At 57.3% G+C, this 26061-nt stretch carries 22 protein-coding genes and 1 riboswitch; of the genes, 4 read left to right on the top strand and 18 right to left on the bottom strand.

Annotated elements, in window-relative coordinates; genetic code table 11:
- Positions 1–3 precede the first annotated feature (3 nt).
- Together AC2FLE_RS02525 and AC2FLE_RS02520 are read right to left on the bottom strand one after the other, a co-directional pair.
- A complete protein-coding gene (locus tag AC2FLE_RS02525) occupies positions 4–462 on the bottom strand; it encodes an Lrp/AsnC family transcriptional regulator (protein WP_142634500.1) in 459 nt (152 codons plus the stop codon).
- Complete coding sequence (locus AC2FLE_RS02520) at positions 459–914, bottom strand: Lrp/AsnC family transcriptional regulator (RefSeq protein ID WP_271946422.1); 456 nt, start codon at positions 912–914, stop codon at positions 459–461. The genes AC2FLE_RS02525 and AC2FLE_RS02520 overlap by 4 nt, the downstream gene beginning before the upstream one ends.
- A 132-nt stretch (positions 915–1046) precedes the next feature.
- On the opposite strand from AC2FLE_RS02520, the gene ilvC reads away from it, so the two are divergent.
- Positions 1047–2069, top strand: a complete 1023-nt coding sequence (ilvC, locus tag AC2FLE_RS02515) for a ketol-acid reductoisomerase (protein ID WP_142634504.1) — start codon at positions 1047–1049, stop codon at positions 2067–2069.
- A 39-nt stretch (positions 2070–2108) separates the two neighbouring features.
- On the opposite strand, the gene AC2FLE_RS02510 is transcribed toward ilvC, so the two are convergent.
- Positions 2109–2453, bottom strand: coding sequence for a hypothetical protein (locus tag AC2FLE_RS02510; RefSeq protein WP_142634506.1), 345 nt, complete (start codon positions 2451–2453; stop codon positions 2109–2111).
- Positions 2454–2530: 77 nt separating this feature from the next.
- On the opposite strand from AC2FLE_RS02510, the gene AC2FLE_RS02505 reads away from it, so the two are divergent.
- Entirely contained in the window at positions 2531–3439 is a 909-nt protein-coding gene (locus AC2FLE_RS02505) for a DMT family transporter (protein ID WP_496695048.1), read from the top strand.
- On the opposite strand, the gene glmM is transcribed toward AC2FLE_RS02505, so the two are convergent.
- The 9 genes from glmM to AC2FLE_RS02460 all read right to left on the bottom strand — a co-directional run bounded on the left by glmM (position 3436) and on the right by AC2FLE_RS02460 (position 15573).
- A complete protein-coding gene (gene glmM, locus AC2FLE_RS02500; RefSeq protein ID WP_281972291.1) occupies positions 3436–4779 on the bottom strand; it encodes a phosphoglucosamine mutase in 1344 nt (447 codons plus the stop codon). The two genes, AC2FLE_RS02505 and glmM, sit on opposite strands and share 4 nt — an antisense overlap.
- A gap of 38 nt (positions 4780–4817) precedes the next feature.
- Entirely contained in the window at positions 4818–5816 is a 999-nt protein-coding gene (gene folP / locus AC2FLE_RS02495; RefSeq protein ID WP_496695046.1) for a dihydropteroate synthase, read from the bottom strand.
- Entirely contained in the window at positions 5813–6733 is a 921-nt protein-coding gene (locus AC2FLE_RS02490) for a dihydroneopterin aldolase (protein ID WP_496695044.1), read from the bottom strand. The genes folP and AC2FLE_RS02490 overlap by 4 nt, the downstream gene beginning before the upstream one ends.
- Before the next feature lie 100 nt (positions 6734–6833).
- On the bottom strand, positions 6834–8201 hold the full coding sequence (locus AC2FLE_RS02485; RefSeq protein WP_496695042.1) for a multicopper oxidase family protein: 1368 nt from the start codon (positions 8199–8201) through the stop codon (positions 6834–6836).
- A 77-nt stretch (positions 8202–8278) separates the two neighbouring features.
- Positions 8279–8953, bottom strand: a complete 675-nt coding sequence (locus AC2FLE_RS02480) for a cell wall hydrolase (RefSeq protein WP_271946407.1) — start codon at positions 8951–8953, stop codon at positions 8279–8281.
- 153 nt (positions 8954–9106) lie between these two features.
- A complete protein-coding gene (locus AC2FLE_RS02475; protein WP_281972295.1) occupies positions 9107–11668 on the bottom strand; it encodes a putative PEP-binding protein in 2562 nt (853 codons plus the stop codon).
- A gap of 36 nt (positions 11669–11704) precedes the next feature.
- Positions 11705–13837, bottom strand: a complete 2133-nt coding sequence (gene glyS, locus AC2FLE_RS02470; RefSeq protein ID WP_496695039.1) for a glycine--tRNA ligase subunit beta — start codon at positions 13835–13837, stop codon at positions 11705–11707.
- Between the two features lie 9 nt (positions 13838–13846).
- Positions 13847–15049: a sodium/glutamate symporter gene (gene gltS / locus AC2FLE_RS02465; protein ID WP_496695037.1), complete on the bottom strand. Its 1203-nt coding sequence runs from the start codon at positions 15047–15049 to the stop codon at positions 13847–13849.
- A complete protein-coding gene (locus tag AC2FLE_RS02460; protein WP_496695035.1) occupies positions 15046–15573 on the bottom strand; it encodes a DUF6446 family protein in 528 nt (175 codons plus the stop codon). Before AC2FLE_RS02460 ends, gltS begins: the two co-directional genes overlap by 4 nt.
- A 92-nt stretch (positions 15574–15665) precedes the next feature.
- Here AC2FLE_RS02460 and AC2FLE_RS02455 point away from each other — a divergent pair, with 92 nt between their 5' ends.
- The gene (locus AC2FLE_RS02455; protein ID WP_496690758.1) at positions 15666–16298 is read left to right on the top strand and encodes a MarC family protein; all 633 of its coding nucleotides are present in this window, start codon (positions 15666–15668) and stop codon (positions 16296–16298) included.
- An 8-nt stretch (positions 16299–16306) separates the two neighbouring features.
- On the opposite strand, the gene AC2FLE_RS02450 is transcribed toward AC2FLE_RS02455, so the two are convergent.
- Entirely contained in the window at positions 16307–17236 is a 930-nt protein-coding gene (locus AC2FLE_RS02450) for a glycine--tRNA ligase subunit alpha (protein WP_496695033.1), read from the bottom strand.
- A 204-nt stretch (positions 17237–17440) separates the two neighbouring features.
- Between AC2FLE_RS02450 and AC2FLE_RS02445 the strand changes: the two genes are divergently transcribed.
- Positions 17441–19177 carry a serine protease gene (locus AC2FLE_RS02445; RefSeq protein ID WP_496695031.1) on the top strand — a complete coding sequence of 579 codons (1737 nt, stop codon included), beginning with the start codon at positions 17441–17443 and terminating at the stop codon, positions 19175–19177.
- A gap of 45 nt (positions 19178–19222) precedes the next feature.
- Here AC2FLE_RS02445 and AC2FLE_RS02440 read toward each other — a convergent pair whose 3' ends face one another.
- From AC2FLE_RS02440 to metZ, 5 genes are all read right to left on the bottom strand, one after another.
- Positions 19223–20806 carry a thiamine pyrophosphate-binding protein gene (locus AC2FLE_RS02440; protein ID WP_496695029.1) on the bottom strand — a complete coding sequence of 528 codons (1584 nt, stop codon included), beginning with the start codon at positions 20804–20806 and terminating at the stop codon, positions 19223–19225.
- Positions 20806–22254 (bottom strand): TrkH family potassium uptake protein, encoded by a 1449-nt coding sequence (locus tag AC2FLE_RS02435; protein ID WP_496678166.1) that lies wholly within the window; start codon positions 22252–22254, stop codon positions 20806–20808. The genes AC2FLE_RS02440 and AC2FLE_RS02435 overlap by 1 nt, the downstream gene beginning before the upstream one ends.
- Positions 22255–22304: 50 nt before the next feature.
- Entirely contained in the window at positions 22305–23066 is a 762-nt protein-coding gene (locus AC2FLE_RS02430; RefSeq protein WP_496695027.1) for a hypothetical protein, read from the bottom strand.
- A gap of 275 nt (positions 23067–23341) precedes the next feature.
- Positions 23342–24445, bottom strand: coding sequence for a GTP cyclohydrolase FolE2 (gene folE2, locus AC2FLE_RS02425; protein ID WP_496695025.1), 1104 nt, complete (start codon positions 24443–24445; stop codon positions 23342–23344).
- A 171-nt stretch (positions 24446–24616) separates the two neighbouring features.
- Complete coding sequence (gene metZ / locus AC2FLE_RS02420) at positions 24617–25807, bottom strand: O-succinylhomoserine sulfhydrylase (RefSeq protein WP_496695023.1); 1191 nt, start codon at positions 25805–25807, stop codon at positions 24617–24619.
- Between the two features lie 62 nt (positions 25808–25869).
- Positions 25870–25947, bottom strand: a riboswitch (SAM riboswitch).
- Positions 25948–26061 lie beyond the last annotated feature (114 nt).

The following is a 26061-nucleotide window of genomic DNA, read 5'->3' as shown; positions in this document are numbered from 1 at the left end:
GGCCTAGCCGATAGGCCCGGGTAGCCTCTCTTCGCTCAGTAATACATTGGCTTCGACATCTCCGGCCCCGGGCAAAGTCATTATCCGGCGGCGCAGAACACGTTCAAAGTCCGAGAGATCCCGTGCCACGACGCGCAAACGGTAATCATAGAGGCCCAACACATGTTCAACGGTTTGAACCTCGGGGATCGCACTGACGGCGCGTTCGAAATCTTCAAGGCTGACCTGACCTTTCCGCGCTAACTTGACCCCCAGAAAAACTGTCACCCCAAACCCCAACGCTTCTGCATTCAAACGCAGGTGGCGCCCCTTTATGATCCCCGTCGTTTCAAGCCTCCGGATACGGCGCCACATCGCGGGCTGAGACAGGCCAAATCTACGCCCCAAGGCACCCGCGCTTTGCGTTGCATCCTGGATCAGAGCGCGCAGAATTTTGCGGTCGAGCTCATCCAATTCGGTCATAGCGGCAGCACCTCATCGCTTTTGACCCGCGCGATATGCATCAATGCCTCGATATCTGCGATATGCGGTAAAGTCAGGATACGGTCACGATACAGCTGCTGGTAATGTGCCATATCCTTGGCAAGCACAGATAAGCGCACATCCACACGGCCCAAAAAGGTCTGAATCTCGATCACCTCGGGAACCTCACGCGCGACACCCATGAACTCGTCGAATGCACGCGGTTGGGTCTTATCCAGCGTCACCCGCAATGAAACCTCGACTGCATATCCCAATGCGGCCCAGTCAATGATCGCCTCTTGGGCTTGAATAATCCCGGCCTCTTGCATTTTTTCGATACGCCGCCAGCAGACACTTGTGCTGATGCGACAAAGCTCAGCCAGCTCAGCGGTTGTCAGCGTCGGGTCGGCCTGGAAATGACGCAGAAGCCTGCGGTCAACATCATCAAGCATGATTTTTTCTTTTTTACTATATTTCAAGAATAGATACTCGAGTTATCCTTGATAATTCAAGGATAACAGTATCGCTATCCTTGGAAAATCGCCTTAAAACCCACAGCAATCGAAACAGAAAGGACCAGCATCATGCGCGTCTATTACGATCGCGATTGCGACATCAACCTGATCAAAGACAAAAAAGTGGCCATCCTGGGTTATGGCAGCCAGGGTCATGCACACGCGCTGAACCTGCGCGACTCGGGCGCGAAGAATCTGGTCGTTGCCCTGCGCGAAGGCTCGCCTTCGGCTAGGAAAGCCGAAGCCGAAGGCCTGGCGGTCATGGGCATTGCAGAAGCGGCAGCCTGGTGTGATGTCATCATGTTCACCATGCCCGATGAATTGCAGGCCGAAACTTACAAGAAATACGTGCATGACAACATCAAGCCGGGTGCTGCGATTGCGTTCGCCCACGGCCTGAATGTTCACTTTGGCCTGATCGAACCGAAAGCAGGCGTAGACGTCATCATGATGGCCCCCAAAGGCCCCGGCCACACCGTCCGTGGTGAATACACCAAAGGTGGCGGCGTTCCCTGCCTTGTGGCCGTTGACACTGACGCAACCGGCAAAGCGCTGGAAATCGGTCTGTCCTATTGCTCGGCCATCGGTGGCGGCCGTTCGGGCATCATCGAGACCAACTTCCGCGAAGAATGCGAAACCGACCTGTTCGGTGAACAGGCGGTTCTGTGTGGTGGTATCGTCGAGCTGATCCGCTGCGGCTTTGAAACTCTGGTCGAGGCTGGTTATGCACCCGAAATGGCCTATTTCGAGTGTCTGCACGAAACCAAGCTGATCGTGGACCTGATCTATGAAGGCGGAATCGCCAACATGGACTACTCGATCTCGAACACTGCTGAATACGGTCAGTACGTCACTGGTCCGCGCATCCTGCCTTATGAGCAGACCAAGAAGGCAATGAAAGAGACCCTGTCGGACATCCAGAGCGGCAAGTTCGTACGCGACTTCATGCTGGAAAATGCTGTGGGTCAACCCACCATCAAAGCCTCGCGCCGTTCCAATGACGAGCACCAGATCGAAGTGGTCGGCAAAAAGCTGCGGGACATGATGCCCTGGATTTCGGCCGGTAAACTGGTCGATCAGGAAAAGAACTGATCCTATCGTGACGCCGCCCCCCGGGGCGGCGTCATTCATTTAATGGGCGTCAAAAATTTCTATCGACGGCCCGCCAACAATATCCACATGGGTATACATCGGGTTCGAATGCTGCTCGAACCGCACCGGCTTGTCGACAACCACCGAGGGCCATTTCCCGGGCTTCTGACAGAGGAAGATGTTGAGCAGCAAATGGCTGGGATTGATCCCCTGCGGATTGGCGATAACCAACATGGGCTCGACCCCTGGATTACCAACCGTGACAATGCCCGTCACAATCAACCTAGCGGGCCCTGGAGGCATCTTGTTGTTCCAAGCATACCAATCTCGTGAAGCCACATCGTCTCCGGGCTGGCAAACAGCATTCACTTCTTTGTAGTCCATAATTTGTCTCCAAATTCTTTTTCCAATACCCCTACAATACCACACTCGCAGCTAATTGTGACGAAGCAGGCAATACCATGAGAGAACCCTCTGAAATCACCAACAAAAACTGGCTTATGGTCGCTGTACTTGGCTTCATCTGGGGCGGCACATTTATGGTCGTGGCCATCGCGCTCGAGGGGTACGGGCCCGTCACAGTAGCAACAGCGCGCACGACTCTGGGCGCGCTCACCCTTATACTGCTGATGGGGGCGACGGGTCGCAAATTGCCAACAACCACGCGGGGCCTTTGGCCCTCAATCATCGTGATCGGCATTCTGTCGACGGCCCTACCTTTTTTGCTTCTCAGCTGGGGCCAGCAATATGTTCCGTCCGCCTTTGCGGGCCTTTCGATGGCGGCCATCCCGTTGATGGTGTTGCCACTGGCACATTTCTTTTCGGATGAGCCCCTCAACGCGCGGCGTTTTGTTGGCGTATCACTTGGATTTGCAGGCGCACTGGTGCTGATTGGCCCTGGCCTTGCACAGCTTGGTCAAGGTGCGGAACCACTGGCACAGCTGGCCTGTATTGGTGCTGCACTGTGCTATTCCTGCGCTTCTATATTCACGCGCAGATGCCCTCCGGTCGATCCGGTTGTTCTGGCTGCGCTCACTCTGCTGGTCGGCGCGGCGATCTTGTTGCCCATCATGCTGGTAACCGAAGGGGTGCCAAATTGGCATGGCGCACGGCCTAGCCTCGCCATAATCGCATTGGGCCTTGTTCCGACCGCCTTTGCCACGTTGTTGCGCGTCTCGATTATTCGCAGCGCCGGGTCTGTTTTTCTGACGCTGGTCAACTACCAGGTTCCGATATGGTCGATGGTATTTGGCGCGTGGATTCTGTCCGAGGCATTGCCGATACGGTTTTACGTTGCTCTGGCGATGATCCTGACCGGGCTAGCGATCAGCCAGTGGTTCAGCCTGCGCAGAATGCTTGCCGGTCGCTAGCCTGCAACCGCCGCGACCTCAGCAACGATACTGTCAACGACTTGGGCCAACAGCTGATCATCTTCACACTCCGCCATGACGCGGATCAGAGGTTCAGTGCCGGATTTACGGATCAGTAATCGGCCTTTTCCTTTCAGACGCTCTTCGGCATCCGAGATTGCGGCTTTCACACCAGCTGTTTCCAGCGGGGCCTGCCCCTCGCCATAGCGCACGTTCTTCAACAGTTGCGGAACTGTTTCGAATTGAACCGACAGTTCGGATGCGTTGCGCCCGGAATGTACCATTTCAGCCAGGAAATGCAGGCCCGCCATGAGGCCATCGCCTGTGGTGGCATAATCGCTCATGACGATGTGGCCAGATTGTTCACCACCCAGGTTGAAATCTCCTTCACGCATCCGCTCGACTACATAGCGGTCGCCTACGGCCGTTCGTTCAAGCCTGAGCCCCTGCGAACCGAGATGGCGTTCGAGACCAAGATTGGACATGACTGTCGCGACCAAAGCGCCGCCGCGCAAGCGGTCTGCCTTGGCCCAAGAGGTCGCTAACAACGCCATCAACTGATCGCCGTCGGCCACGTGTCCGTGCTCATCCACGATCACAACCCGATCGGCATCACCATCCAGGCAGATCCCGACATCGGCCCCGTGCGCCACCACTGTTTCAGCTGCAAGCTGAGGTTTGGTCGAACCGCAATTCAGGTTGATATTCTTACCGTTAGGAGATGTGCCTACAGGAATGACCTCGGCCCCAAGTTCCCACAAAACTTCGGGTGCGGTACGGTGCGCGGCGCCATTGGCGCAATCCACCACCACTTTCAAACCGTCCAGCCTAAGATCGCGGGATAGCGAAGATTTCACCCGCTCGCCATAGCGAAACCGCGCATCGTCTACCCGGCGGGCCCGACCGATATTTTGCGCCTGCGCAGGCTTAACCCCTTCTTCGATCAGCCGTTCGATTTCAATTTCCGCCTGATCCGACAGCTTGAAGCCATCAGGCCCGAAAAACTTGATCCCGTTGTCTTCGGCGGGGTTGTGACTGGCCGAGATCATCACGCCCAGATCGGCGCGCATTGACCGCGTCATCAGGCCGACAGCCGGCGTTGGAACTGGTCCCAGCAGCAAAACATTCATCCCGGTCGAGGTCAGCCCCGCCGTCAGCGCGTTTTCCAGCATATACCCAGACAGGCGCGTATCCTTGCCAATAACAACACGGTGCACGCCGGATTGGTCACGTCGGAAGTACCGCCCAACCGCGGCCCCCATGCGCAGGGCCATCTCAGCCGTGATCGGATGCGTATTGGCGGTGCCACGCACCCCATCGGTTCCGAACAGCTTGCGCATTGGTATCTCTCCGTAAATTCTTGCTTGTTGCGACCGGATTACCGGACGGCGGCCCATAGACGCAAGGCCTGAGCGGTTTCAGCGACGTCATGAACACGAAGGATCTGCACACCCTGTGCCAATCCGGCCAGCCCCACGGCGATGGATCCCGGCGCACGGGCATCTTTGCCGGGTTCTTTGCCTATCTGACCAATAAACCCCTTTCGGGACACGCCCAGCAGGATCGGACACCCCAAACTGTGAAACAGGCTGAGATTCTGCAGAAGGATAAGATTGTGCTTTTCGGTTTTGCCAAATCCTATGCCCGGGTCGATAACGATCTGGTCCCGGCTCATGCCGAGGTCTTCAAGAAACCCGACCTGCCCATGTAGGAAGTCATAAACATCCAGCAAAACACTGTCGTAAGTCGGGTCGTCCTGCATCGAACCTGGATCGCCCTGCATGTGCATCACACAAACGGACGCACCAACCTGGGCACAGAACGGCGCAAGGTCCGGATCGAAGGTAAAGCCCGAGACGTCGTTGATCAGCCCTGCCCCGGCTTTCCAAGCGGCTTTGGCAACGGCGGCTTTGCGGGTATCTACGGAAATCAACGCATCGGTCGTCGATCTGATCGCCCGAACCAAAGGTTCCGTACGGGCGATTTCCTCATCTTCAGGGACAAAGGTTGCACCCGGGCGTGTCGACTCGCCTCCGATATCGAGAATACTGGCGTCCCGCGATACCATGTCCCGAGCCGCAGCCTGTGCCGACTCGACCGAGTTATGCACCCCGCCATCCGAGAAACTGTCCGGCGTGGCGTTGAGGATCCCCATGATCTGAGGGCAATCCATCGCAACTCCAGAAACAGCTGCCCGTGGACGTGTCAGTCGATCCAGCACATCCCCCGGAATCTGCGCAGCCGGGATGATGCACGCGGCTTCAGTCCGGCTCAGACGTTCGACATGGGTAAACCACAGCTTCTGACCGGCTAAGGTCACCGCCCCTTCAGGGCGCACCTCACCATGCTGAACCAGAGGTCGGTAGTATGCAGTCACAGATTCGCCTGACCCACCGGCACAGCGCGCAGCGGAATCTGTGGCGAGTCCGGCAGGGCGCCTCCGAAAACCAACAGCTCACTTGCTTCGAAAGTCGCGGCAAACCACGCCGCCAAAGCGACCGCGTCAGATGGTGCGGCAGATGGCCCATCCACCGCATCAAGAACGATCTTGGACGGGGCCCAAACACAAATCTGTCCGTTCTTCATGGCCCAATCCAACTCAGTCCGCGTGGAAACGACGACACAGCGCAGGTCACGCGCGGCCAATACCCAGGCGTTTTGCTCGATGGCCAAAAGGTCGATCCGGCGTTGTGTCATGGCGTGCCCGGTTTGTGAAACGGCCATCTCCGCCGCCCCAACGCATAGGATCAAGGGGCGTTTCCGATTCTCCAACTGGTCGATCCAACCGGTCAGATTGTCCGAAGCGATTGCTTCGTTTGACAGGAAGGCCAAACGCGGGTGCGGACGCTCTTCCTCGACCAGATCGTGGTGAGATGCATCTTTACCGCGCACGATCTCGACGCCCAAAGCGCCGGGTCCTCGGTCCAGTTTTTCTATTCTGACAAAAGCCCTTACGGCCTGAGGCTCAAGCAAAATTCTTTCCGCAATCCGGTCTGCCAGAGTTTCCAGCAGGTTCAACCGCTCGGCTGACAGTTCAAAGGCGATAGCCTCGGTCACACGATCATATGACAAAATGCGATCAACATCGTCGTCAATCGGGTCGGTCAAAGGGCGCACCTCGACAACGATATTAAAGCAAATGCGTTGCGTCGTTCCGCGCTCTGCCTGAAAAGCGCCAATTTCGACCTCGACAATATGGTCCCGCAGAGAAATGCGATCCAGAGGTCCCCGCGTGGCTGTCGCTTCGGACCGCTCGGAGGGGTGCGCAAAGGCAAGACGGATTTCAGAACTCATGCGGTTGACCCTTTGGGCTTGGTGGACTTTTCGGACCTATTTACACATTGCAGGCCCTATAACACTGCAACAAGCGCCATTCCAGTCTTCGAATGCGGCGTCAGCTGACGCGAAACCAGCTCATCATTCCCGATGCTGAATGACCCAGCATATGACAGTGCAACAACCAGTCGCCTGGATTGTCAGCAATCAGCGCGATTTTACGGGTCTGACCCCGCCCTATCAGTATCGTGTCGCGCCAGGGGCCCAGCGTGCCGTCATCCAGGATGATGCGGAAATGGTGCCCATGCAGGTGCATAGCATGGGAAAATACCGTTTCATTGACAAACTCAATCTGATGAGCACTTCCCAATCGCGCATCCAGAAACGGCTCATCCGGTCGATCAGAATAGCCATTCAATGCCCAAAACCTCCCGAGTTGGGCCAATTCACGGCCTGATAGCTCGGTCTCGCCCATATTGGCGGAATCCAGCCAGCGCATGGCCCCGCCTTGCAGCGTCATGCGATGGATCGGTGCGTCGTCCAGCCGAACCTTAGGCATCTCATTTGCTTGCAAGGGGCGGATTCCAGTCCTGTTTGCCGCCACCTGACCGACCACTGCAAGCCGAACCAGACCGAAGCTTTCACCGCGTTCTTGACTAACAAGCCCGGCAATCTGACCCTCATCACTTTGCACATCCGCGATCAGATCCATCCGCTGAGCAGGTGCAAGCGGGACGTTCCCAGAAAACGGCAAAGGGTCAACCAGAGGCATTCCATCCAAAGCGACGATCCAACCTGTCAGACCATCAAGCCCCAGATCGAATATCCTGGCATTTGCCGCATTGATCAGCCGCAGCCTCAGGCGCGCGCCGCGCGCCACTGCATATTCTGGATCAAACTGGCCGTTAACTGTGACGAGATTACCCAAACGCCCGGCGTGGCTGAGGTCGTGCTGGTTATAAAAATCTTCTACGATCTGCCCGGTTTCCGGGGTCAATCGCCAGTCGTCCAGGACAAGGGTCAAATCCTGATCCACATCAGGCAGATTATCTTCTTCGACAATCAATGGGCCGTAGAGGCCACGCGCAACCTGCTCCATGGATCGGTTATGGGCATGATACCAATATGTTCCCGCATCCGGGACCACGAAGTCATAGGTAAAACTGTGGCCAGGCTGAACAGCGTCCTGCGTCAGACCCGGGACTCCGTCCATTGCATTGACAATCCGAATGCCATGCCAGTGGATCGTAGCGGGTTGGGGCAAATCGTTTACCAATCTGCACCGGACGCTTTGCCCTTTGCGCAGGCGAATTTCTGAACCGGGCACATTTCCACCAAAGGACCAAACCGAGGTCTCGGGGTACCCGTCAGGGGCCAGCTGTCGGGAGACGATCTGGGCAACCAAATCATCTATTGCGGCATGCACTGCCTTGGGCAACAGCAACATTGCTGTACCGGATTGCAAAATCTGTCTGCGTGATAACACCAATACGGGCCTCCTGGACCCGCAATCTAAACCGATTTTCGTCCCGCGCCAGTAGGGTTCCAGCGCGGGTGCGTCAATCAGTTACTCGCCGTCTGATAGTTGTGACGGTAGAAAATATGGACACCGATACGCGCGGTTTCCTTGTAGACCTTGGCCCAAGACGGGCGCACTGCGGTCGTGTGATAATGCGTAGCCCCTTCGGTGAGCTTTTTAGCAGCCCCGTCGATGGCTGTACGCGCGACTTTCGCTACACGCTCATAGGCCTTCTTTTCACGGATCACTTCCTCTTGACCGTCACAGGTATAGGTGAACTGGCACTGGTATTTCTTACCTGTGCCCTGATTGATCACACCGCACAGCGTGTCGGGAAAGCGGCTGCTGGCAACACGGTTGAGGATAACCTCCGCCACAGCAAACTGACCGCGCACGCCTTCGCCGCGCGCTTCAAAGTACAACGCCTCGGCCAGGCACTTGAATTGTTCGCCTCCGGTGGCGGTGGGTTGCTCGTCCAACCAGCTCTTGGAGTAGGACACTTCTTTCGGCTCAGGCTCCTGTCGGGGCTTGAACAAATTCAGATAATCGCGAAAATTCTGACCGGGCAGTTCGCTACGGGCGACCAGCTCACGTTTCGCAGTATCGGTTGCTTCCCTCTCAGCGAAGGACACACTAGGCAGCATGGTTGTCGCCATAACGGCAACAGCCAGAATATATCTTAGCATCAGATAACCTCGCACAGGCACATTCTGCGCCATACCCTCCCCCGGCGGGCGCGATGAGGCTCATACCGAATTGAATCGGAAACGTCCAGATCAGAAGAAGATGCAAGTGGAAAATCGCCGTAACGTCAAAATAAGTTGACGACGGCTACCTTCTTTTCCCACTAATCCTTGGGTCGGCAGTTACTGTCAACCCCCAAGTCTGGACGAAATCGCCAGTTGAGCGGCAGCCAGCCGAGCGACAGGTACCCGGAAGGGTGAACATGACACATAGTCGAACCCCAAATCCCGACAAATTGCGATTGATTCGGGGTTTCCGCCATGTTCACCACAGACTGACAGGGTCACGTCCGGCTGAACCCGGCGTCCGCGTTCAGACCCCAGCTTCAGCAATTCCCCTACACCATCGGGATCTAGCACGTGGAACGGATCCTCGGCGAAAACACCCTGACGCACATAAGCAGACATGAAACGACCAGCATCATCACGAGACAATCCATAGGTCATTTGGGTCAAATCATTGGTGCCGAAGCTAAGGAACGCAGTTTGTGGAGCGATTTCGTCCGCCCGCAGGCAGGCACGCGGCGTTTCCACCATGACCCCCAGCCGGTATTCGAACTCTTGCCCTCGTTCAGCGGCTACCGATGCCGCAACCGTGTCTATCCGAGATTTGACAAGCTCAACCTCGCGCTTGGCCGAAACCAGCGGTATCATCACCTCGGGGACCACCAGAGCGCCCTCTTTGCTGGCCTCGAGCGTCGCCTCAAAGATTGCTCGGGCCTGCATATCATAGATTTCCGGCACCGTGATGCCCAGCCTGACGCCGCGCAATCCCAACATCGGATTGTATTCGGTCATCTCGGCAACACGGCGTTCCACATCCGAAACCGGCAGATCAAGTGCCTCTGCTAATTCACGCTGGCCACTGCGAGTCGTGGGCAGGAACTCATGCAACGGCGGGTCGAACAGGCGGATACAGACCGGTTGACCTTCCATAATTCGAAAAAGTTGCACGAAATCTGCGCGTTGCATCGGAAGCAGACGTTCCAGAACCGCCGCACGACCGGAAGAGGTTTGGGCAAAGATCATTTCGCGCATCACGATCAGGCGGCCGGGATCAAAGAACATATGTTCGGTCCGGCACAGGCCGATCCCTTGTGCCGAAAAGTTCCGAGCGGTCTGCGCATCCGCAGGCGTATCGGCATTGGCGCGGATCTCAATATCACGTTCGGCGTCTGCCCAGCTCATAAGCGTCTGAAAACAATCGTCTAGCGCCGCCTCAAGCATCGCGGGCTGCCCCGCCAGAACCTGCCCCGAAGTTCCGTCTATCGTCAGCTTGTCGCCCGTTTTGAAAACGCGGCCATCCTGGGCTGTCAACATCTTCTCTTTGGTCTGAAACCGCATTTCAGAGGCGCCAACGATGCAAGGCAGGCCCAAGCCGCGACCGATCACGGCCGCATGGCTGGTCATCCCACCCTTTTCGGTCAGAACAGCCACTGCGGCGTGCATTCCCCGGACATCTTCCGGGGACGTTTCTCGGCGCACCAGAATACAGGGCTCGCCCCGCGCGGCACTTGCCTGCGCCTCGGCCGCAGTAAACACAAGCTTTCCGGTTGCCGCCCCTGGACTGGCTGCAATGCCTGTGGTCAGCACATCGCGGCGCGCGTCGGGGTGAACCTGCCGGTGCAGCAACTCGTTCAGAGAATGCGGATCGACCCGCATCACCGCCTCTTGCTGAGGAATGATGCCATCCTCGGCCAACCGAACGGCAATCCGCATGGCGGCACGGGCACTGCGCTGCACGCGCACACCGTCCAGAATGTGAACGTGCCCATTTTCGATGACGAATTCGACCTGCATTTCCTCACGCAGCTTTTCGCGCATGATTGCAGCATGTGCCTTGAGTTCCGCGAATGCCTTGGGCGCAACTTCCTCAAGCGACTTACCACGCGGATCCTTTTCCAGATACAGAGCAGCGACCCCCTCGCCCAACGCATCGCGACCCTGGCTTTGGCTGAGGTAACGACCGGTTATCTGCTGCAGCCCTGTTGTCGGATCAATCAGTTGCAGAACGCCGGACCCGCATTCGCCCTGCCCCACACCCGGGACCATCTCTTGAATGACCAGGCCCAGACCTGCATCCGCTGGCGCACCTTTTGCTTGGCGTAACAGCCGGGCTGAGGTTCCATCCCATGCCCGCGCCATCGAACGCAGAACCGCAACCAGCTGCTCACCACGATCCTGTGGGAAAGGCTCGTCGGTTTCATCCTCATAGGCCCGCAACGACTGGCGCAGACCTTCCAGCCCATCGGCCTCGATGTCGTCAAACACATCCGCATCCAGACGCGCCACATGAATGGCATAGCTTTGAACAAAGCGCAGCGACAGTGCAGCCGCGGCCTCGTTCCCCATCTCGTCTGACAGATCCACATAGCGCGCATCATTCATACCGATGTTGAGGATTGCCCCAGGCCCGCCCCAATCGGGGTCCTCGGAACTTGGACGAACACATAGCAGCGCCGCCTCGTCGAACTGTTCGAGAATGGCCGCAATGTCGGGCACCTGCCCGCCGGCGATCCGCTGCACTGCATCAAAGGACAATGCAACCGTTCGTGGTACGGGAAAATCCAGCCGAACCAGGCGCTGCAGGCATTTCGCGCGCCCGCCATGAGTATTCGCCGCTACGGGCGCTTCGGCTGTGATCAGAGTGGTATGCGGGTTATTCTGCACTGCGGCACCTTTTGGTTTCACCGCAGCATAGGCCCCTGCGCCCGTGGCGCAAGAGCGTTAACCTTCGATTCGGACCAGATCGGCCACGCTGGAACAGACCTTCCTGATCTGGCTGAGCAGGTTCAGGCGGTTGCGGCGCAGGATGTCATTGTCGGTATTGACCTGCACATCCTCAAAGAACGCATCCACCGGCCCGCGCAGCGCGGACATAGCCGTCATCGCGGCCGGGAAATCTTCGGACGCCAGCGCTGTATCGATCTGTGCCTGAGCCTGATCCAATGCTCCAAACAGCGCCTTTTCACTGTCTGTTTCGGCAAATTTCACATCTGCCCCATAAGAGTACTCGACCCCATCCTTTTCCTCGGCCTGAGTCAGGATGTTGTTGGCCCGCTTGAACCCCTGCAGGAGGTTTTCACCATCCTCGGTGGCAATCACCGCGTTCAGCGCGCGAGCGCGTTTGACCAGCAGGTTGAGGTCGTCATTGCCGTCCATAGCGATACAGGCGTCGATGATGTCGTGGCGGATGCCCTCGTCGCGGAGGAAGACCTTGAGGCGGTCGTGGAAGAAGGAGAGGAGGGTATCGGTAGACTCAACCTTATAGTTAACTGGAATTGAGCTTGGCTTTTCTTGGTCTGCCTTACTGAACAAATAGTCCTTGAGATAAGCTTTTTGAATGCGCTCACTCAAAACGTCCTTGAGCCTCAATCGCACGTTATTCTCCAAAACCAACCGAATAACCCCCAGCGCCGCACGGCGCAGAGCAAACGGGTCTTTCGACCCGGTCGGCTTCTCATCAATCGCCCAGAACCCGGTCAGCGTGTCCAGCTTATCGGCCAGCGCCACGGTCACCGAAAGCGGCGCGGTGGGCACATCATCCGACGGACCCAGAGGCGAATAATGCTCCTGCGCCACGGCGGCTACGGCAGCGTCTTGACCTGCGGCCTCGATGTAGTACCGCCCCATAAGCCCCTGAAGTTCGGGGAATTCATAGACCATTTCCGAGCTCAGATCGGCCTTGGCAAGACGCGCGGCTTTCTCGGCCACTGCCGGTTCGGCACCTGTGATCGGGGCCAGTTCGCGGGCCAGTGCGGCGATGCGGTCGATCCGTTCCGCCTGTGTGCCCAGCTTGTTGTGGAAGGTCACATTCTCCAGCGCGCGGGTCCACTGGGTCATATCCGACTTGGCAACGCGCAGGTCATTCTCCCAAAAGAATTTCGCATCCGCCAGACGGGCCGACAGCACCTTTTGGTTCCCCCCCAGAATTGTCGCGCCATTGTCTGCGGTTTCACGGTTGGCCACGGTGATGAAGCGTTCGATCCGGCCTGTTTTGGGGTTCTTTACGGAAAAGAACTTTTGATGCTCTTTCATCGAGGTCTGCAACACCTCGGGCGGCAGTTCGAGGAACTCCTCGTCAATCTGCCCCATCAGCACAACGGGCCATTCGACCAGCCCCGCAACCTCGGCCAGCAGGCCCTTATCGTCGACCAACTCCAAGCCTGCCGCAAAGGCCATGTTCTGGGCGTCGTTCCAGATATGCTCAGCGCGTTCCTGGGGCGACAGCACCACGAACGCGCGTTTCAGCTTGGCGGCGTAATCCTCGAAGGAAGAAACAGAAAACCGGTTTGGGGCCATGAAACGATGACCCTCGGTCGTATCGCCGGATGTGATCCCTTCGACCTCAAGCGGCACGACCTGCGCGCCTGCCTCATCGCTGAGGAGGCACAGGATCGAATGCAGCGGACGTACCCAGCGCATCGGACCACTGCCCCAGCGCATCGACTTGGGCCAGGGGAAGTTCCTAATGGTCGCCTCAAGCACGTCGGCCACGATATCAGCCGCCGGGCGACCAGGCTTTTCGATCATCGCGAAATAGACCGCACCTTTGGGCGTTTCACGCTCTTCCAACTGATCGCGGGTCAGGCCGGCGCCGCGCAGGAAGCCTTCGATGGCCTTATCGGGTGCGCCCACTTTCGGGCCTTTGCGTTCCTCGCGGATGGACGGGCTTTCGGCCAGCAAACCCTCGACCGCCAACGTCAGACGACGGGGCGTGGTCAGAGAGGCAGCCCCGGCATAGGTCAGACCGGCCTCGACCAGACCATCAGTGATCCGCTTTTTCAGGTCTTCACCGGCACGGGTTTGCATGCGTGCAGGGATTTCCTCGGAAAACAGTTCGATCAGCAGGTCGGGCATAGTCGGTCCTTAGAAATTGACGATCGTCTGAATGACGATGGCATTGGCGATATCCACAAAGAATGCGGATACAAGGGGCAGTACGATAAAGGCAATAGGGGACGGGCCATATCGCTTGGTTACGGCGGTCATATTGGCGATGGCGGTGGGGGTCGCGCCCAGCGCAAACCCACCGAAGCCTGCGGCCAGAACCGCGGCGCGATATCCCGCCCCCATCACCGGAAACAACACGTAGATAACGAAGATTACCGTAAAGGCGGTTTGTGCCGCCAGTACGACCAAAATGGTCACACCAAGTTCCGCAATCGTCCACAACTGCAGGCTCATCAGCGACATGGCCAGAAAGGTACCCAACGCAAGCTCTGAAACCAGCCCAAGCGCGGATGTGCGGCTGACGGGAACTGCATTTGGCCGCAACCAGCTGCGCAGGTTGCCGATCAAAATGGCAATGATCAGACAAGGTACAAACAGGGGAAGTTTCAGGCCGGCCTCTGCGATCAGGACATTCACGCCATAGCCAATGATAATGGCAAGATGGAGGTACAGCATGACCCGCATCAGACCAAGCGGCGTAATATCAGGATAACGCTGTTCTTCGGTTGCGACACCAACTGTCAGTTCTTCGTTGGGGCGGTCGGGGGTCAGATTATAGCGTTCGACAAGATACTTGGCCACAGGACCACCAACCACCGCGGCCAACACCAGGCCCAATGTCGCCACTGCGACCCCCAACTCGGTCGCGCCTTCCAACCCAGTTACGGCACCAACGTCCGGCGCCCATGCGATGGCGGTTCCATGCCCGCCGATCAGTGCAGCTGATCCGAATAACACTCCGGATTGGGCAGGAAAACCAAATGCAACCGCCCCGACCGCACCAATGCCGTTTTGCATGATGATGGTGATCAATGTAAGAACCAACAGCAAGAACAGAGGTTTGCCGCCGGTAAGCAGATCCAGGAACCGGGCATTCAGGCCGATTGCCGCAAAAAACAGCACCAGCATGTAATCCCGCGTGGCCATCTCAAAATCGAATGAGATGCCTGTGGCCATGTATAATCCCAACATCACCAGCGCTGCGACCAACCCGCCGCTGACCGGTTCGGGTATGTTGAAGCGCTGAAGCAGCTTCACCTGCGTGTTCAACTCCGCCCCCAAAAGATAGACAGCTAGCCCCAACGTGGCGGCGATCATATCCGGGATGAGATAAGTCATTGCCCCGTTTCCGGTTGCTGCGGGCATTCCTCTCCGACGACCGTGCCGTCATAGGCCTTTTCCCCGCAGTTGTTCAGCGCGTGCCAAACATAGCCTTTTCCATCCTGGGTTACAGCGACGATCCGGTCCACGCCAAAGTGTATATTCTTAGCCCCGACAAAGGCCTGCGCCTGACCGGTCTGCAACGCGTTGGCAATCTCGATGGCATCGTAGCACTCAAACCATCCGGGCGCCGTCAACGGTTCGGGGTCATTGGCGGTCTGATAACCAGCCAGATCTGCTGGCGTCAGGTCAGTTTCAAAGCAGGCGCGGTATCGAATCGGAGAGCTGTCCGCATCAATCGCCTGAAAGTCCGTATAGGCGATGGTCTCGGGCTCATCTGCGCCGATTGCTAGCAAACGGACATCCTGTCCCGGCTTTGAGACCACTTCATAATAAAAGCCGTAAACTTGCAGATAGTACATGGCCCCACCAGCCAGAACAGCCGACCCAAGAAGGAGAATAGCAAGTAGTTTTCCGGTCATCGTTCGAGCATCCTATTCACGTGGCCTCTTTCATTGAGGTCGAAAATGGGCCAGTTTCCAACCTGATACAGGCTGACATTAGGGTTATGAAAATGGACACGACTCTCGCCGCAGGTTTTTTCGGCGCGCTTTTTGCGATCATGAACCCGATCACCAACTTGCCCGTTTTTCTGAGCGTGACTGATGGTCTGACCCCCGCAGATCAACGCAAGGTTGCGGTGAAAACCGTCACCTACTGTCTGATCCTGGGCGGTGCTTTTGCAGCCATTGGCAGCAAGACATTGGGACTGTTCGGCATCAGCGTCAATGATCTGCGCGTTGCGGGCGGTCTTGTTGTCCTGATGATCGGCCTGAACATGCTGAGCGGCACCGAGAGCACGGCGCATCACGGAACCGAAGGCGAAAAGAAATCTTATCCCGAGCCCGACACCGTCGCCTTTTATCCCTTGGCCTTTCCCATCCTCGTTGGGCCTGGCACAATCACAACGTTGATCCTCTATGCACATCAAATGTCCAAACCTATGGACGTCATACTCTATGCGGGCGTTTTTCTGGCAGTGCTGTTTTTGCTGTTCGTCACATTCTGGAACGCCGCGGCGCTGTCCAAGCGGCTTTCGGACAACGCTCGGGTGATCATGAGCCGCTTTATGGGTATGATCCTGTCTGCCATCGCAATCAGCATGATCGCGGACGGCCTTAAAGTTCTGCTTCCCGGTTTGGCGTAACTGACGCATCAGACCTCGTACCCGGCGGCATCGGTCTGAACGAAGGCGTCGGCGCATTGCTTTGCCAAGGTCCGCACGCGCCCAATATAGGCCTGCCGTTCCGTCACCGAGATCACGCCACGCGCATCCAACAGGTTAAAGATATGTGATGCCTTGATGCACTGATCATAGGCCGGGTGCGCCATTACGATACGCTTACCGGTTTTTGGATCGTCATGCTCTTGAGCCAGAATATTGGCGCATTCGGACTCGGCCTCTTCGAAATGGCGCAGTAGGACTTCGGTGTTGGCCACGTCAAAGTTCCAGCGGGCATATTCTTCTTCGGTCTGCTTGAATATGTCACCATAGGTCAGCGGGCTGGGTGACCGCGGATCGTTGAAGGGCATGTCCATCACGTGATCAACACCCAGCACATACATCGCCAGCCGCTCCAACCCATAAGTCAATTCACCTGAAACCGGCGCGCAGTCATGGCCTCCGACCTGTTGGAAATAGGTGAACTGGCTGACTTCCATGCCGTCGCACCAGACCTCCCAGCCCAGGCCCCAGGCGCCCAGGGTTGGGCTTTCCCAGTCATCCTCGACAAACCGGATGTCATGCAGGTCCATGTCGATGCCGATTGCCTCAAGGCTGCCCAGATACAACGCCTGCAGGTCCGGCGGGCTAGGCTTGATCAACACCTGATACTGGTAATAGTGCTGCAAGCGATTGGGGTTCTCGCCATAACGCCCATCTGTTGGGCGGCGCGAGGGCTGCACATAAGCTGCGGCCCAGGACTTGGACCCCAAAGCGCGCAAAGTAGTCGCTGGATGGAATGTCCCTGCCCCGACCTCCATGTCATAGGGCTGCAGAATGGCGCAGCCTTTTGACGCCCAATAGGTCTGAAGGCGCAGGATGATCTCCTGAAAAGAGCGAGGTGCGTTGGACTTAACGGTCATCACATTCCCTTTGGACGCCATTGCGCCCTGTTCCGGTGGGTTTTGCCCTTCCTATGCAAGGGGCCAAGGGGCGTCAACGGGACAGTGTGCCCGGGAAGCCACTGAGCGGCCAAACTGGAAATTCCCCGTATTCCAGGCATGGTGTTTCAACCCGCATATCGCGTACTCTTCATCGCAGAAAAACACCGCGGACACAGGCACACAATGAGACGCATATTAACGGTAATTTCAGTTCTTTTCCTTTTCGGCGTGCGGGCATCATTTGCGCAGCAAGACGGAGGTGTTTGGGTCCAGGTCGAGGCGCAGCCTTCGCTGCGTGAAGCCCAGGAACGCGCACAAACCTATTCTGGCGCGTTGCCAGACGTAAATGGATTTCGCCTGAATTCGGGCTGGTATGCCATTGTGATCGGCCCGTATCTGCGCGGCGATGCCGAGCAAGTTCTGCGGGTGTACCGCGCAGAGGGGCAAATTCCAGCCGACAGCTTTATCGCCTTCTCGAACACACTGGGGCAGCAGTTCTGGCCGGTCAGTGCGAATACTCAGGACCAGGCCGCTGTGACAGCGCCGGTCGCATCTGAACCGGAACAACCAGTGGCCGAGGCAACCCCGCAAATTGCCGATGAAACCAGATCACAGGCGCTGCAAAGCGAACGATTGCTGAGCGCGCAGGAGCGTATGGGCCTTCAAACCGCACTTCAGGCAGCCGGTTTCTACAATTCGACGATTGACGGTGCCTTTGGTCAGGGGACACGCCGCTCGATGGGCGACTGGCAAAGTTTCAACGGATACGAGGCGACCGGGGTTTTGACCACGGCACAGCGCAAGGCCTTGATGGATGACTATAACGCGCCATTAATCAGCGCGGGAATGCAGCTCTACACAGACCCACAGGCAGGTATCGAGATGGCCATGCCGCTGGGTGTTGTTGCATTCGACCGTTACGAGGCTCCCTTCGTACATTTCAACGGCTCGACCGACCTGAATGCTCAGGCCCTGCTGATCAGTCAGGATGGCACCAAAGCAACCCTGCGGGCCCTTTTTGAAGTCATGCAGTCGCTGGAAATCGTTCCGCTTGAAGGCCCTCGCCAGCTGCGCGGTGACAGCTTTACGCTGGAAGGTCGCGGCAATGACATTGTATCCTATACCGAGGCCAAGCTGAAAGATGGTCAGATCAAAGGTTTTACCCTGGTCTGGCCCGAAGGGGACGAGGCGCGCCGTACCCGCGTTCTTGCCGCCATGAAAGCGGGCTTTAGCACCACTGATGCGGTTCTTGACGCCGCCGCCGGATCGGACGCTGCGCAAAGCATTGATCTTGTATCCGGCCTGCAGGTTCGCAAACCGCGCCTGTCACGCTCGGGGTTCTTTGCGGATGCCAAAGGCACCGTCCTGACCGTGACCGAGGCGGCAGATAGCTGCTCGCGGATCACGCTGGACGGCGCGCACGAGCTTGAGGTCGCCTCGACCGATCCCAATCTCGGCATCGCCGTTCTGCGGCCAAGCCGCGACCTTTCCCCGATCAGCGTGGCCGAGTTCAGCAGCACCAAGCCGCGGATTCAGTCCGAGGTTGCGGTCTCCGGATTCTCGTATCAGGGCGTTTTGGGCGGTCCGACGCTGTCATATGGGCAGATCGCCGACCTGCGCGGCCTGAACGGTGAGGATGGCGTGAAGCGTCTGGCGCTGGCCACCCAACCCGGCGATGCAGGAGGCCCCGTGTTTGACGGCAACGGTCAGGTGGTCGGGATGCTTTTGCCGACCCCGACGGATGGGCGGACCCTGCCCGCCTCGGTCAGCCTGTCTGCCAATACAGAGAGCCTGAACAAGGCGCTGAGCAAGGCTGGGCTGGCAGGTCAATCCAGCGCCACCACCGCCACGCAGGTCTCACCCAATGAGCTTAGCCGCCGGGCAAATGGGATGACTGTTCTGGTACAATGCTGGGATTGAGTTCGTAAAATCGCGCATTAACGCCGCCCATCCGGGCGGCGTTTTTTATTCTGCGCGCCATATGTCCGGAGTGATCCGGATCAATGTCGGCCCCTTAGCGGTAAACGCTTTTCGCACCGCAGACTGCATGTCTTCCAGTGTTGAGGGCGCGGCAGACAAGGCGCCGAATGCCTCGGCCAGTTTGCAAAAGTCAGGGTTACGCGCAACGACAGCATTCGGGGCGATCTGACTGCCCACCATGCTGTCTTCGATCTCTTTCAGCTTGCCATTGTCCCAAAGAATGATCGGCAGGGGCAAACCCAGCTCTACCGCCACGCCCAATTCCATCATCGTGTAGTGAAAGCCATAATCCCCAGCAATCACAGCAGTCGGCCTGCCCGGCCGCGCGATAGCGCCACCTATTCCAGCCGGCAACGCATAGCCCAGCGTGCCAAAGCCGTTCGGGTGGTGCCAATGATAGGGGAAAGGCATTTCCCACACCCCCTTGGCAACATAGGCGAACTGGGTCATGTCCGAATACACCATCACATCCGCTGGCATTGCCTTACGCAAGGCATCCAACACCGGGACAATTCCGGGCCGTTCTGCGTCAATCTCCGCGCGCCATTTACTGCGGGCTTCGGAGACCTCATCCGAGGACCAGCCATTTGCCGGTTTGACATGGTCGATAGACGCCCACATCGCTTGGGCAAAGCTTTCGCCATCCGCCTGCAACTTGACCGATGCCCGATGATGGTCCGACAGGACCTGAGGGTCCAGATCAATGCGGATCATATTGGCCGTATGCCCCAGCGCATCGCGCCACAGATCGACCTCACCCAGCTCGGCTCCGACGACCACCACAAGATCGGCGGAGGCGATGATCTGGGCGCTTTCGGGGCGAGACAAGGCAGCGCCAAAATCCAACGCATAATCCAACCCCACCATTCCACGCCCCGCATAGGTGGTGAAACAGGCCGCTCCGATCTGTGTCAGAATCTGCCGCCACAGGTTTGATCTTGCACCGCCTCCCAGAATGAACAGCGGCCTGCGCGCAATGTTCAGCATCGACAAGACCGGCGCGACGTCCGGCGGCAGAGCCTTTGTCCGCAAACCCGGCTGGTTCGGGAATGGGGCCGGGTCAGCCTGTGCCTTAAGCTGCGAAATCGGCACCTGTATGTGCTTGGGTCTGGGGCGGCTCAGCGCAAACTCTTCGAAAGCACGTTCAACCAGGCCATAGGCGGCCGAAGCTGTACTAGCCTGCAACGACCAGTCCGCGACCGTTTCTCCGGCGGCACGTTGATCCTTCATCTGATGAAGCTGTCCCTGCAGCGCCTGATCATCATCAAGGCAGGAGGACAGCACCAGCATTGGCACCGAATCCGAATACCCCTGCCCCATGGGTGTCATGATGTTGCACAGGCCAGGCCCAGTGATCACATAGGCCACGCCAGGATTGCCGCTTGCACGCGCATATCCGTCCGCCATGAAACCGGCCCCCTGCTCGTGCCGCGCAAGAACATGGGTGATGCCTGCTTCTTCGATCCCGCGATACATCTCTTGATTATGGACGCCGGGGATACCAAAAATCACATCAACACCCCGATCCCGGAGCATGTGCGAAATTTGAGCGCCAAGTGGTCTTTTCATCAACTTCTCCAGAAATGGACTGTGAACAGCGCATAGACCGCGAGCAGTTCAAGCCGACCGACCAGCATCCCCGCAGATAGTAGCCATTTGGCTGTATCGCTGAGCCCGCTGAAATTACCCGCTGGTCCGATCTGATCCCCAAGGCCGGGACCAACATTGGCCAACGCTGTTGCTGCACCCGATACAGAGGTAATGAAATCCAGCCCGGTCAGCGCCAGCGCCCATGCCAGGAAGCCCAAAGACAATACGAAGAACATAAAAAAGCTCATGACCGAAGTCAGGACATCCGTTCCGATGGGACGCCCATCATAGAGAGGCATGAACACCCCATGCGGTGAACGGATACGCCGGATTTGAGTTTTGATGGATGCAAACAGCAGTTGATAGCGGAAAATCTTGATCGAACAGGCAGTTGATCCTGCACACCCTCCGATCAGGCCAATCAGGAAGAACACCATGATCGGAAAACTGCCCCAACCCATATAATCGACGCTGGCATATCCGGTACCTGAAATGATCGATGTGATGTTGAACAGCGATTCCCGCACCGCCTGTTCCCAGTGATGCGGAAAGACAGAGGTCAAAAACACCGCCATGACGGCTACAAGAACCACGATCGTGGCCAAAAACGCCCGAATCTGACTGTCGCGGAACAGGGAGCCGGTGCTGCCATTGGCAAACTGAACATAACGCACAAATGGCAGGGCAGCGAGGATCATGAAAATCGACGCCGCATATTCCGCCGGACCCGAGAAGGTACCGAACGATGCATCATAGTTTGAAAACCCACCGGTCGAGATTGTGGTCATAGAATGAACCACGGCGTCAAAAAAGCTCATGCCAAGACCGGTGTAAACAAGCGCGCAGACCACGGTCAGGAACACGTAGATCAGGGAAATCTGGCCTGCGATTTCTTGCGCCCGCGGCAGGATCTTACCCATGGTTTCGAAACCTTCCGAACGGAAGATCTGCATTCCTCCGACCCGAAGCTCGGGCAGAAAAACCATTGCAACAACGATGATCCCGATACCGCCCAGCCATTGCAGCACACCGCGCCACAAAAGCAAGCCCTGCGGCAGCCCATCGAGCCCGGAAATCACGGTCGATCCCGTGGTCGTAAGGCCAGACATGGCCTCGAAATAGGCATCTACAAAGCGCAACTCGGTTTCCCCGAACAGGAAAGGAATTGCCCCAAATAAAGGCAAAGCCACCCAAACGCCGGTCGTGAGCAGAAAGGTCTGGCGGATCGTCAACCCTTCGCCAACGCCATTTGAGCAGCTCATAGAAAGGACAGCGCCGGTCAGAATGGTAATAACGCTGCTTTCAAGGAAAACATGCCATTCGCCGCGGCCCTCGATAAGGTCCGCAAGCATGGGCAACATCATGGTCGCCCCAAGAATGGCGACCAACAGGCCAATCACATATCCTACCGGGCGCATGTCCGTCATGAGGCGCAGCGTTGGCGCGCCTGCACGACTGTGTCAAGCGGATGTCCCGATTACTTTTCGGTTTTGCTGCTCGAGACGGGCATCACGGGCGGTTTCGAAGGCGCGCGTGACCGGCGTGCAGCTGCCGCCTGTCCCGCCTGAGTCTTCGACGCGGCCGGATTTGCGGGTGCAGGTTTGGCGGTTGCGACCCGATCTGCCTTCACCTTGGACGCTACGGGTTTAACAGCTGCGGTTTTTGCAACAGCAGCGTCGATCGCAGCGGCGGGAGCAGCAGATTTTTCCACTGCAGGCCTAACTGCAGCAGGTTTAGCGGCTTCTACTTTGGGCGTTTCAGATTTGGCAGTTACGGTTTTGGTAACAGCAGGCTTTGCCGTAGCGGCTTTGGGGGCAGCGGGCCTAGCTGCGACTTTTGGGGCTGCGGCTTTTGCCACTGCAGGTCTTGCCGCGGATTTGGTCTGTGCCTTTTTCGCACCCCCCGACGCTCTGGCTTTTGTCACAGGTTTCGCCAGGGCGGGCTTGGGCGATTCGGCCTTTGCCTTGACTTCTGCCTTCTTCTGGACGGCCACTTTGACCTTTGCCGCAGGTTGCGGATCAGCATTGACCACAGGCATCGCCTGAGATTTGAACTCAGGTGCCTTCACGTCAGCAACAGTCTTTTCGGAGGCGACACGCAGGGCCTGAACCTGGGCGAAGGGCAGTTCAATCGCAGAGTTGGTCAGAATTTGCATGATTTTCAAATGGTTGGTCATTGCCTCACCGGCAAATCGAATTGCTGCTGCCTGAAATTCAAATGGCTGGGTAAACGGGTTCATGAGGTTGTTCTCCTGTGAAAGTGATGCAACCCGCGAATGAGTAAAGAACCCTGCCCGCCCTGACTAAACGGGCGGATTACGTTGCCTTGCAGTCCTTGGCGTCGCACGTGCCGGCTTCCTGATTGAGTGAAATGATCACCAGAACAGTGACCACGAGATGGCTGCATTCAAGGACAGTTTACAGCAAAGATTTCGCGCTTGCAGCATTTATCGCTGCAATGCGGCGAAATTTCACCGCATCGGCACTTAATCAAGGTTTTACAAAAGTTTAGCGCCTATCCGACGTGAAACAATGTCGTAAACAGTCTCGGATCCAGGCTAGAGGACACAAAGGTCGGGCCCTCAGTCAGAACAGAAACGGCATCATGGCTGTGCAGGCTTTCTTGATGGCTGGCGATCACGCGGAAATCGCCGATATGATGGTCGGCCAAAAGTTCGGCACAAAACAGGCGTGCCGCGTCTTCGACAAAAATCGGGTTTGCGGCGTTCAGCTCGGCAAAGGCCTGCTCATCTTCACGTTTGACCATGACCTGCGTCTCGGTCGGCACCGCCCTGCGACACAGCGCAATCAGATCTTCGAACCAGAGGCAATCGGCATCGCAATCGACCGCAACCGATATCCGCGCAACCGAGCGCTGCGAATGCGGCGTCGCCAGTTGCCCTCGTGTAGACCGCGCATGCTCGCTGAGCTCCAGAGAACATGGGCACGTCGAGGAATACACATAATCCAGATGCATGATCTTTTGACGCACGCCATTCTGTTCGACCAGTTCCAGCGCGATATCGTAATATTGATAGCCTTCCAGACCCGAACGCAGGCTTTGAGTCCTGTCCGGGTAGGAGAACCGCATCTGGATACGTGCGTCAAAGCTGTCCAGATCGGTCATATAGTCGTTCAGCGCAGCCTCGATCACCTCAAAGCTGAACGTGCGCTCAGCATGTTTGTAGAACGAACGTATGATACGGGACATGTTGATGCCCTTCTTTTCCGCATCAAGGCTGACAGTGCCAGTCACTGAGGTCTCCAGCGTCAGGTCGTCGCCCTGCTTGCGGTGAAACCGGATCGGCAGGCGGAAATTCGATATGCCAACATGTTGAATCTGTTGCTTCGCCCCACGGATCAGGCTGGAAGGTCCATTCTGAAGGTCAGGCAACGACGCGCGGTAGGCCTCATCCACAGCAAACCCCTCGGGGTAATGCCGCGACAGGGATGGGTAGTTAACCGGCAGGAGCCCCGGCACAAGCCGCGCGACAGCAGGATCAAGCTGACCGATTTCAGCCTCGGTCGCGTTCTCGGCCCATTTCCGCAGGGTTTTCAACGCTGCCGCGGCCTCATCATTGTTGGGGGCGTCATCAATGTCACGGGGATACACGTTCATCGATCAGGGTTCCTCGGGTTGGTCGCCGGACTATATATATGTTCGACGCGATTTCCAGTCTAATGGTATACGCGCCGAAACACAGCCCGGATCGAAACTTCGTGATGGGCGCACCATGCGCACAAGTCACAAACCGTTTTCGAACCATGCCTAACAGTCCGGCTGACGCCCCTATTGCTGAGAAACGTCCAATGCGCGTTTGATATCGGCAAGAAGATCATCGGCGTCTTCCAGACCTACCGAGAACCGGACGAGGCCCGGAGCAATGCCCAACTCAACTTTTTGGTCGTCACTCAATCTTTGATGTGTGGTGGTTGCCGGGTGGGTGGCAATCGACTTGGCATCGCCCAGATTGTTCGAAATCACCGGAATCGTCAGGGCGTTAAGGAAGGAAAATGCCGCCTCTTTTCCGCCCTTGATATCCAACGACAGCACTGTCCCGCCTTTGCCGCCAAGCTGCGTTTGTATCAGATCATTCTGCGCATGAGACTTCAGACCGGGGAAAAGCGTCCGCTCCAACGCCGGATGGCCCTCTAGCGCCTCGGCAATCCTCTGGGCGGTTTCAGCCTGTGCGTTGACCCGCAAGGCCATGGTCTCAAGCCCTTTCAACATGATCCACGCGTTGAAGGGGCTAAGCGCGCCTCCGGTGTGTTTCATATAGGGCTCGACCGTACCACGGATGAACTCTTTGGTGCCGATGATGACACCACCCAGGGCGCGGCCCTGCCCGTCAATATGCTTGGTCGCCGAGTAGACAACCACGTCAGCCCCCTGAGCGATCGCGCGCGAGAAAACTGGGGTCGAGAACACATTGTCCACGATGACCGTTGCACCAACCGCATGGGCCAGAAGGGAAACGGCTGAGATGTCGATGACCTCAAGCGTCGGGTTGGACATGGATTCGAAGAAAACCGCTTTGGTGTCCGGGCGGATCGCAGCCTCCCATGCGTCAAGATCGGTACCGTCCACAAAGGTCACTTCAACCCCGAACCGGGTCAGCACGTTTTCCAGAATATACAGGCACGACCCGAACAGAGCCTTGGCAGAAACAACGTGGTCACCGGCTTGCAACATCGAAGTCAGTGCCGCATTCACCGCAGCCATTCCAGAGGCGGTGGCAAAAGCGTCTTCGCCCCCTTCCAGAGCCGCGATACGCTGTTCAAACATCGAAACTGTCGGGTTACCATACCGAGCGTAAATGAACTCATCAGGGCCGGTTTCGATGAACCGCGCCTCGGCCTGCTCGGCCGTATCATAGACAAATCCCTGGGTCAGAAAGATCGCCTCGCTCACTTCGTTGTATTGGCTGCGGCGGGTGCCGCCATGGACGGCTTGTGTGCGCTTGTTCCAGCTCTCGCTCATGTCATTCCTTTCAGCCCCTTGAGGGACGTAAACAAAAAACCCCAGACGCGGCCAAGCGAAAGGGGTCTTTCATCCTGACCTTTTAGCGGTGTTGTTTAGCGTGGCCCGCAATCCGGTAACAAATCGCCACGTGGTGATGCTGAATTACGCCGCGGCTGCAGTATCGTCAACCCCGCCCCCCGCAACGTCGCGCAGCTGTAACAATCCCTTTACCTAGGGGGCATAGGCTGTTGGGATATTGCCGCCACAACATC

It is taken from the genome of Ruegeria sp. CDSA077, from assembly GCF_059612265.1.
This window is presented reverse-complemented; position numbering and strand designations above follow the sequence as displayed.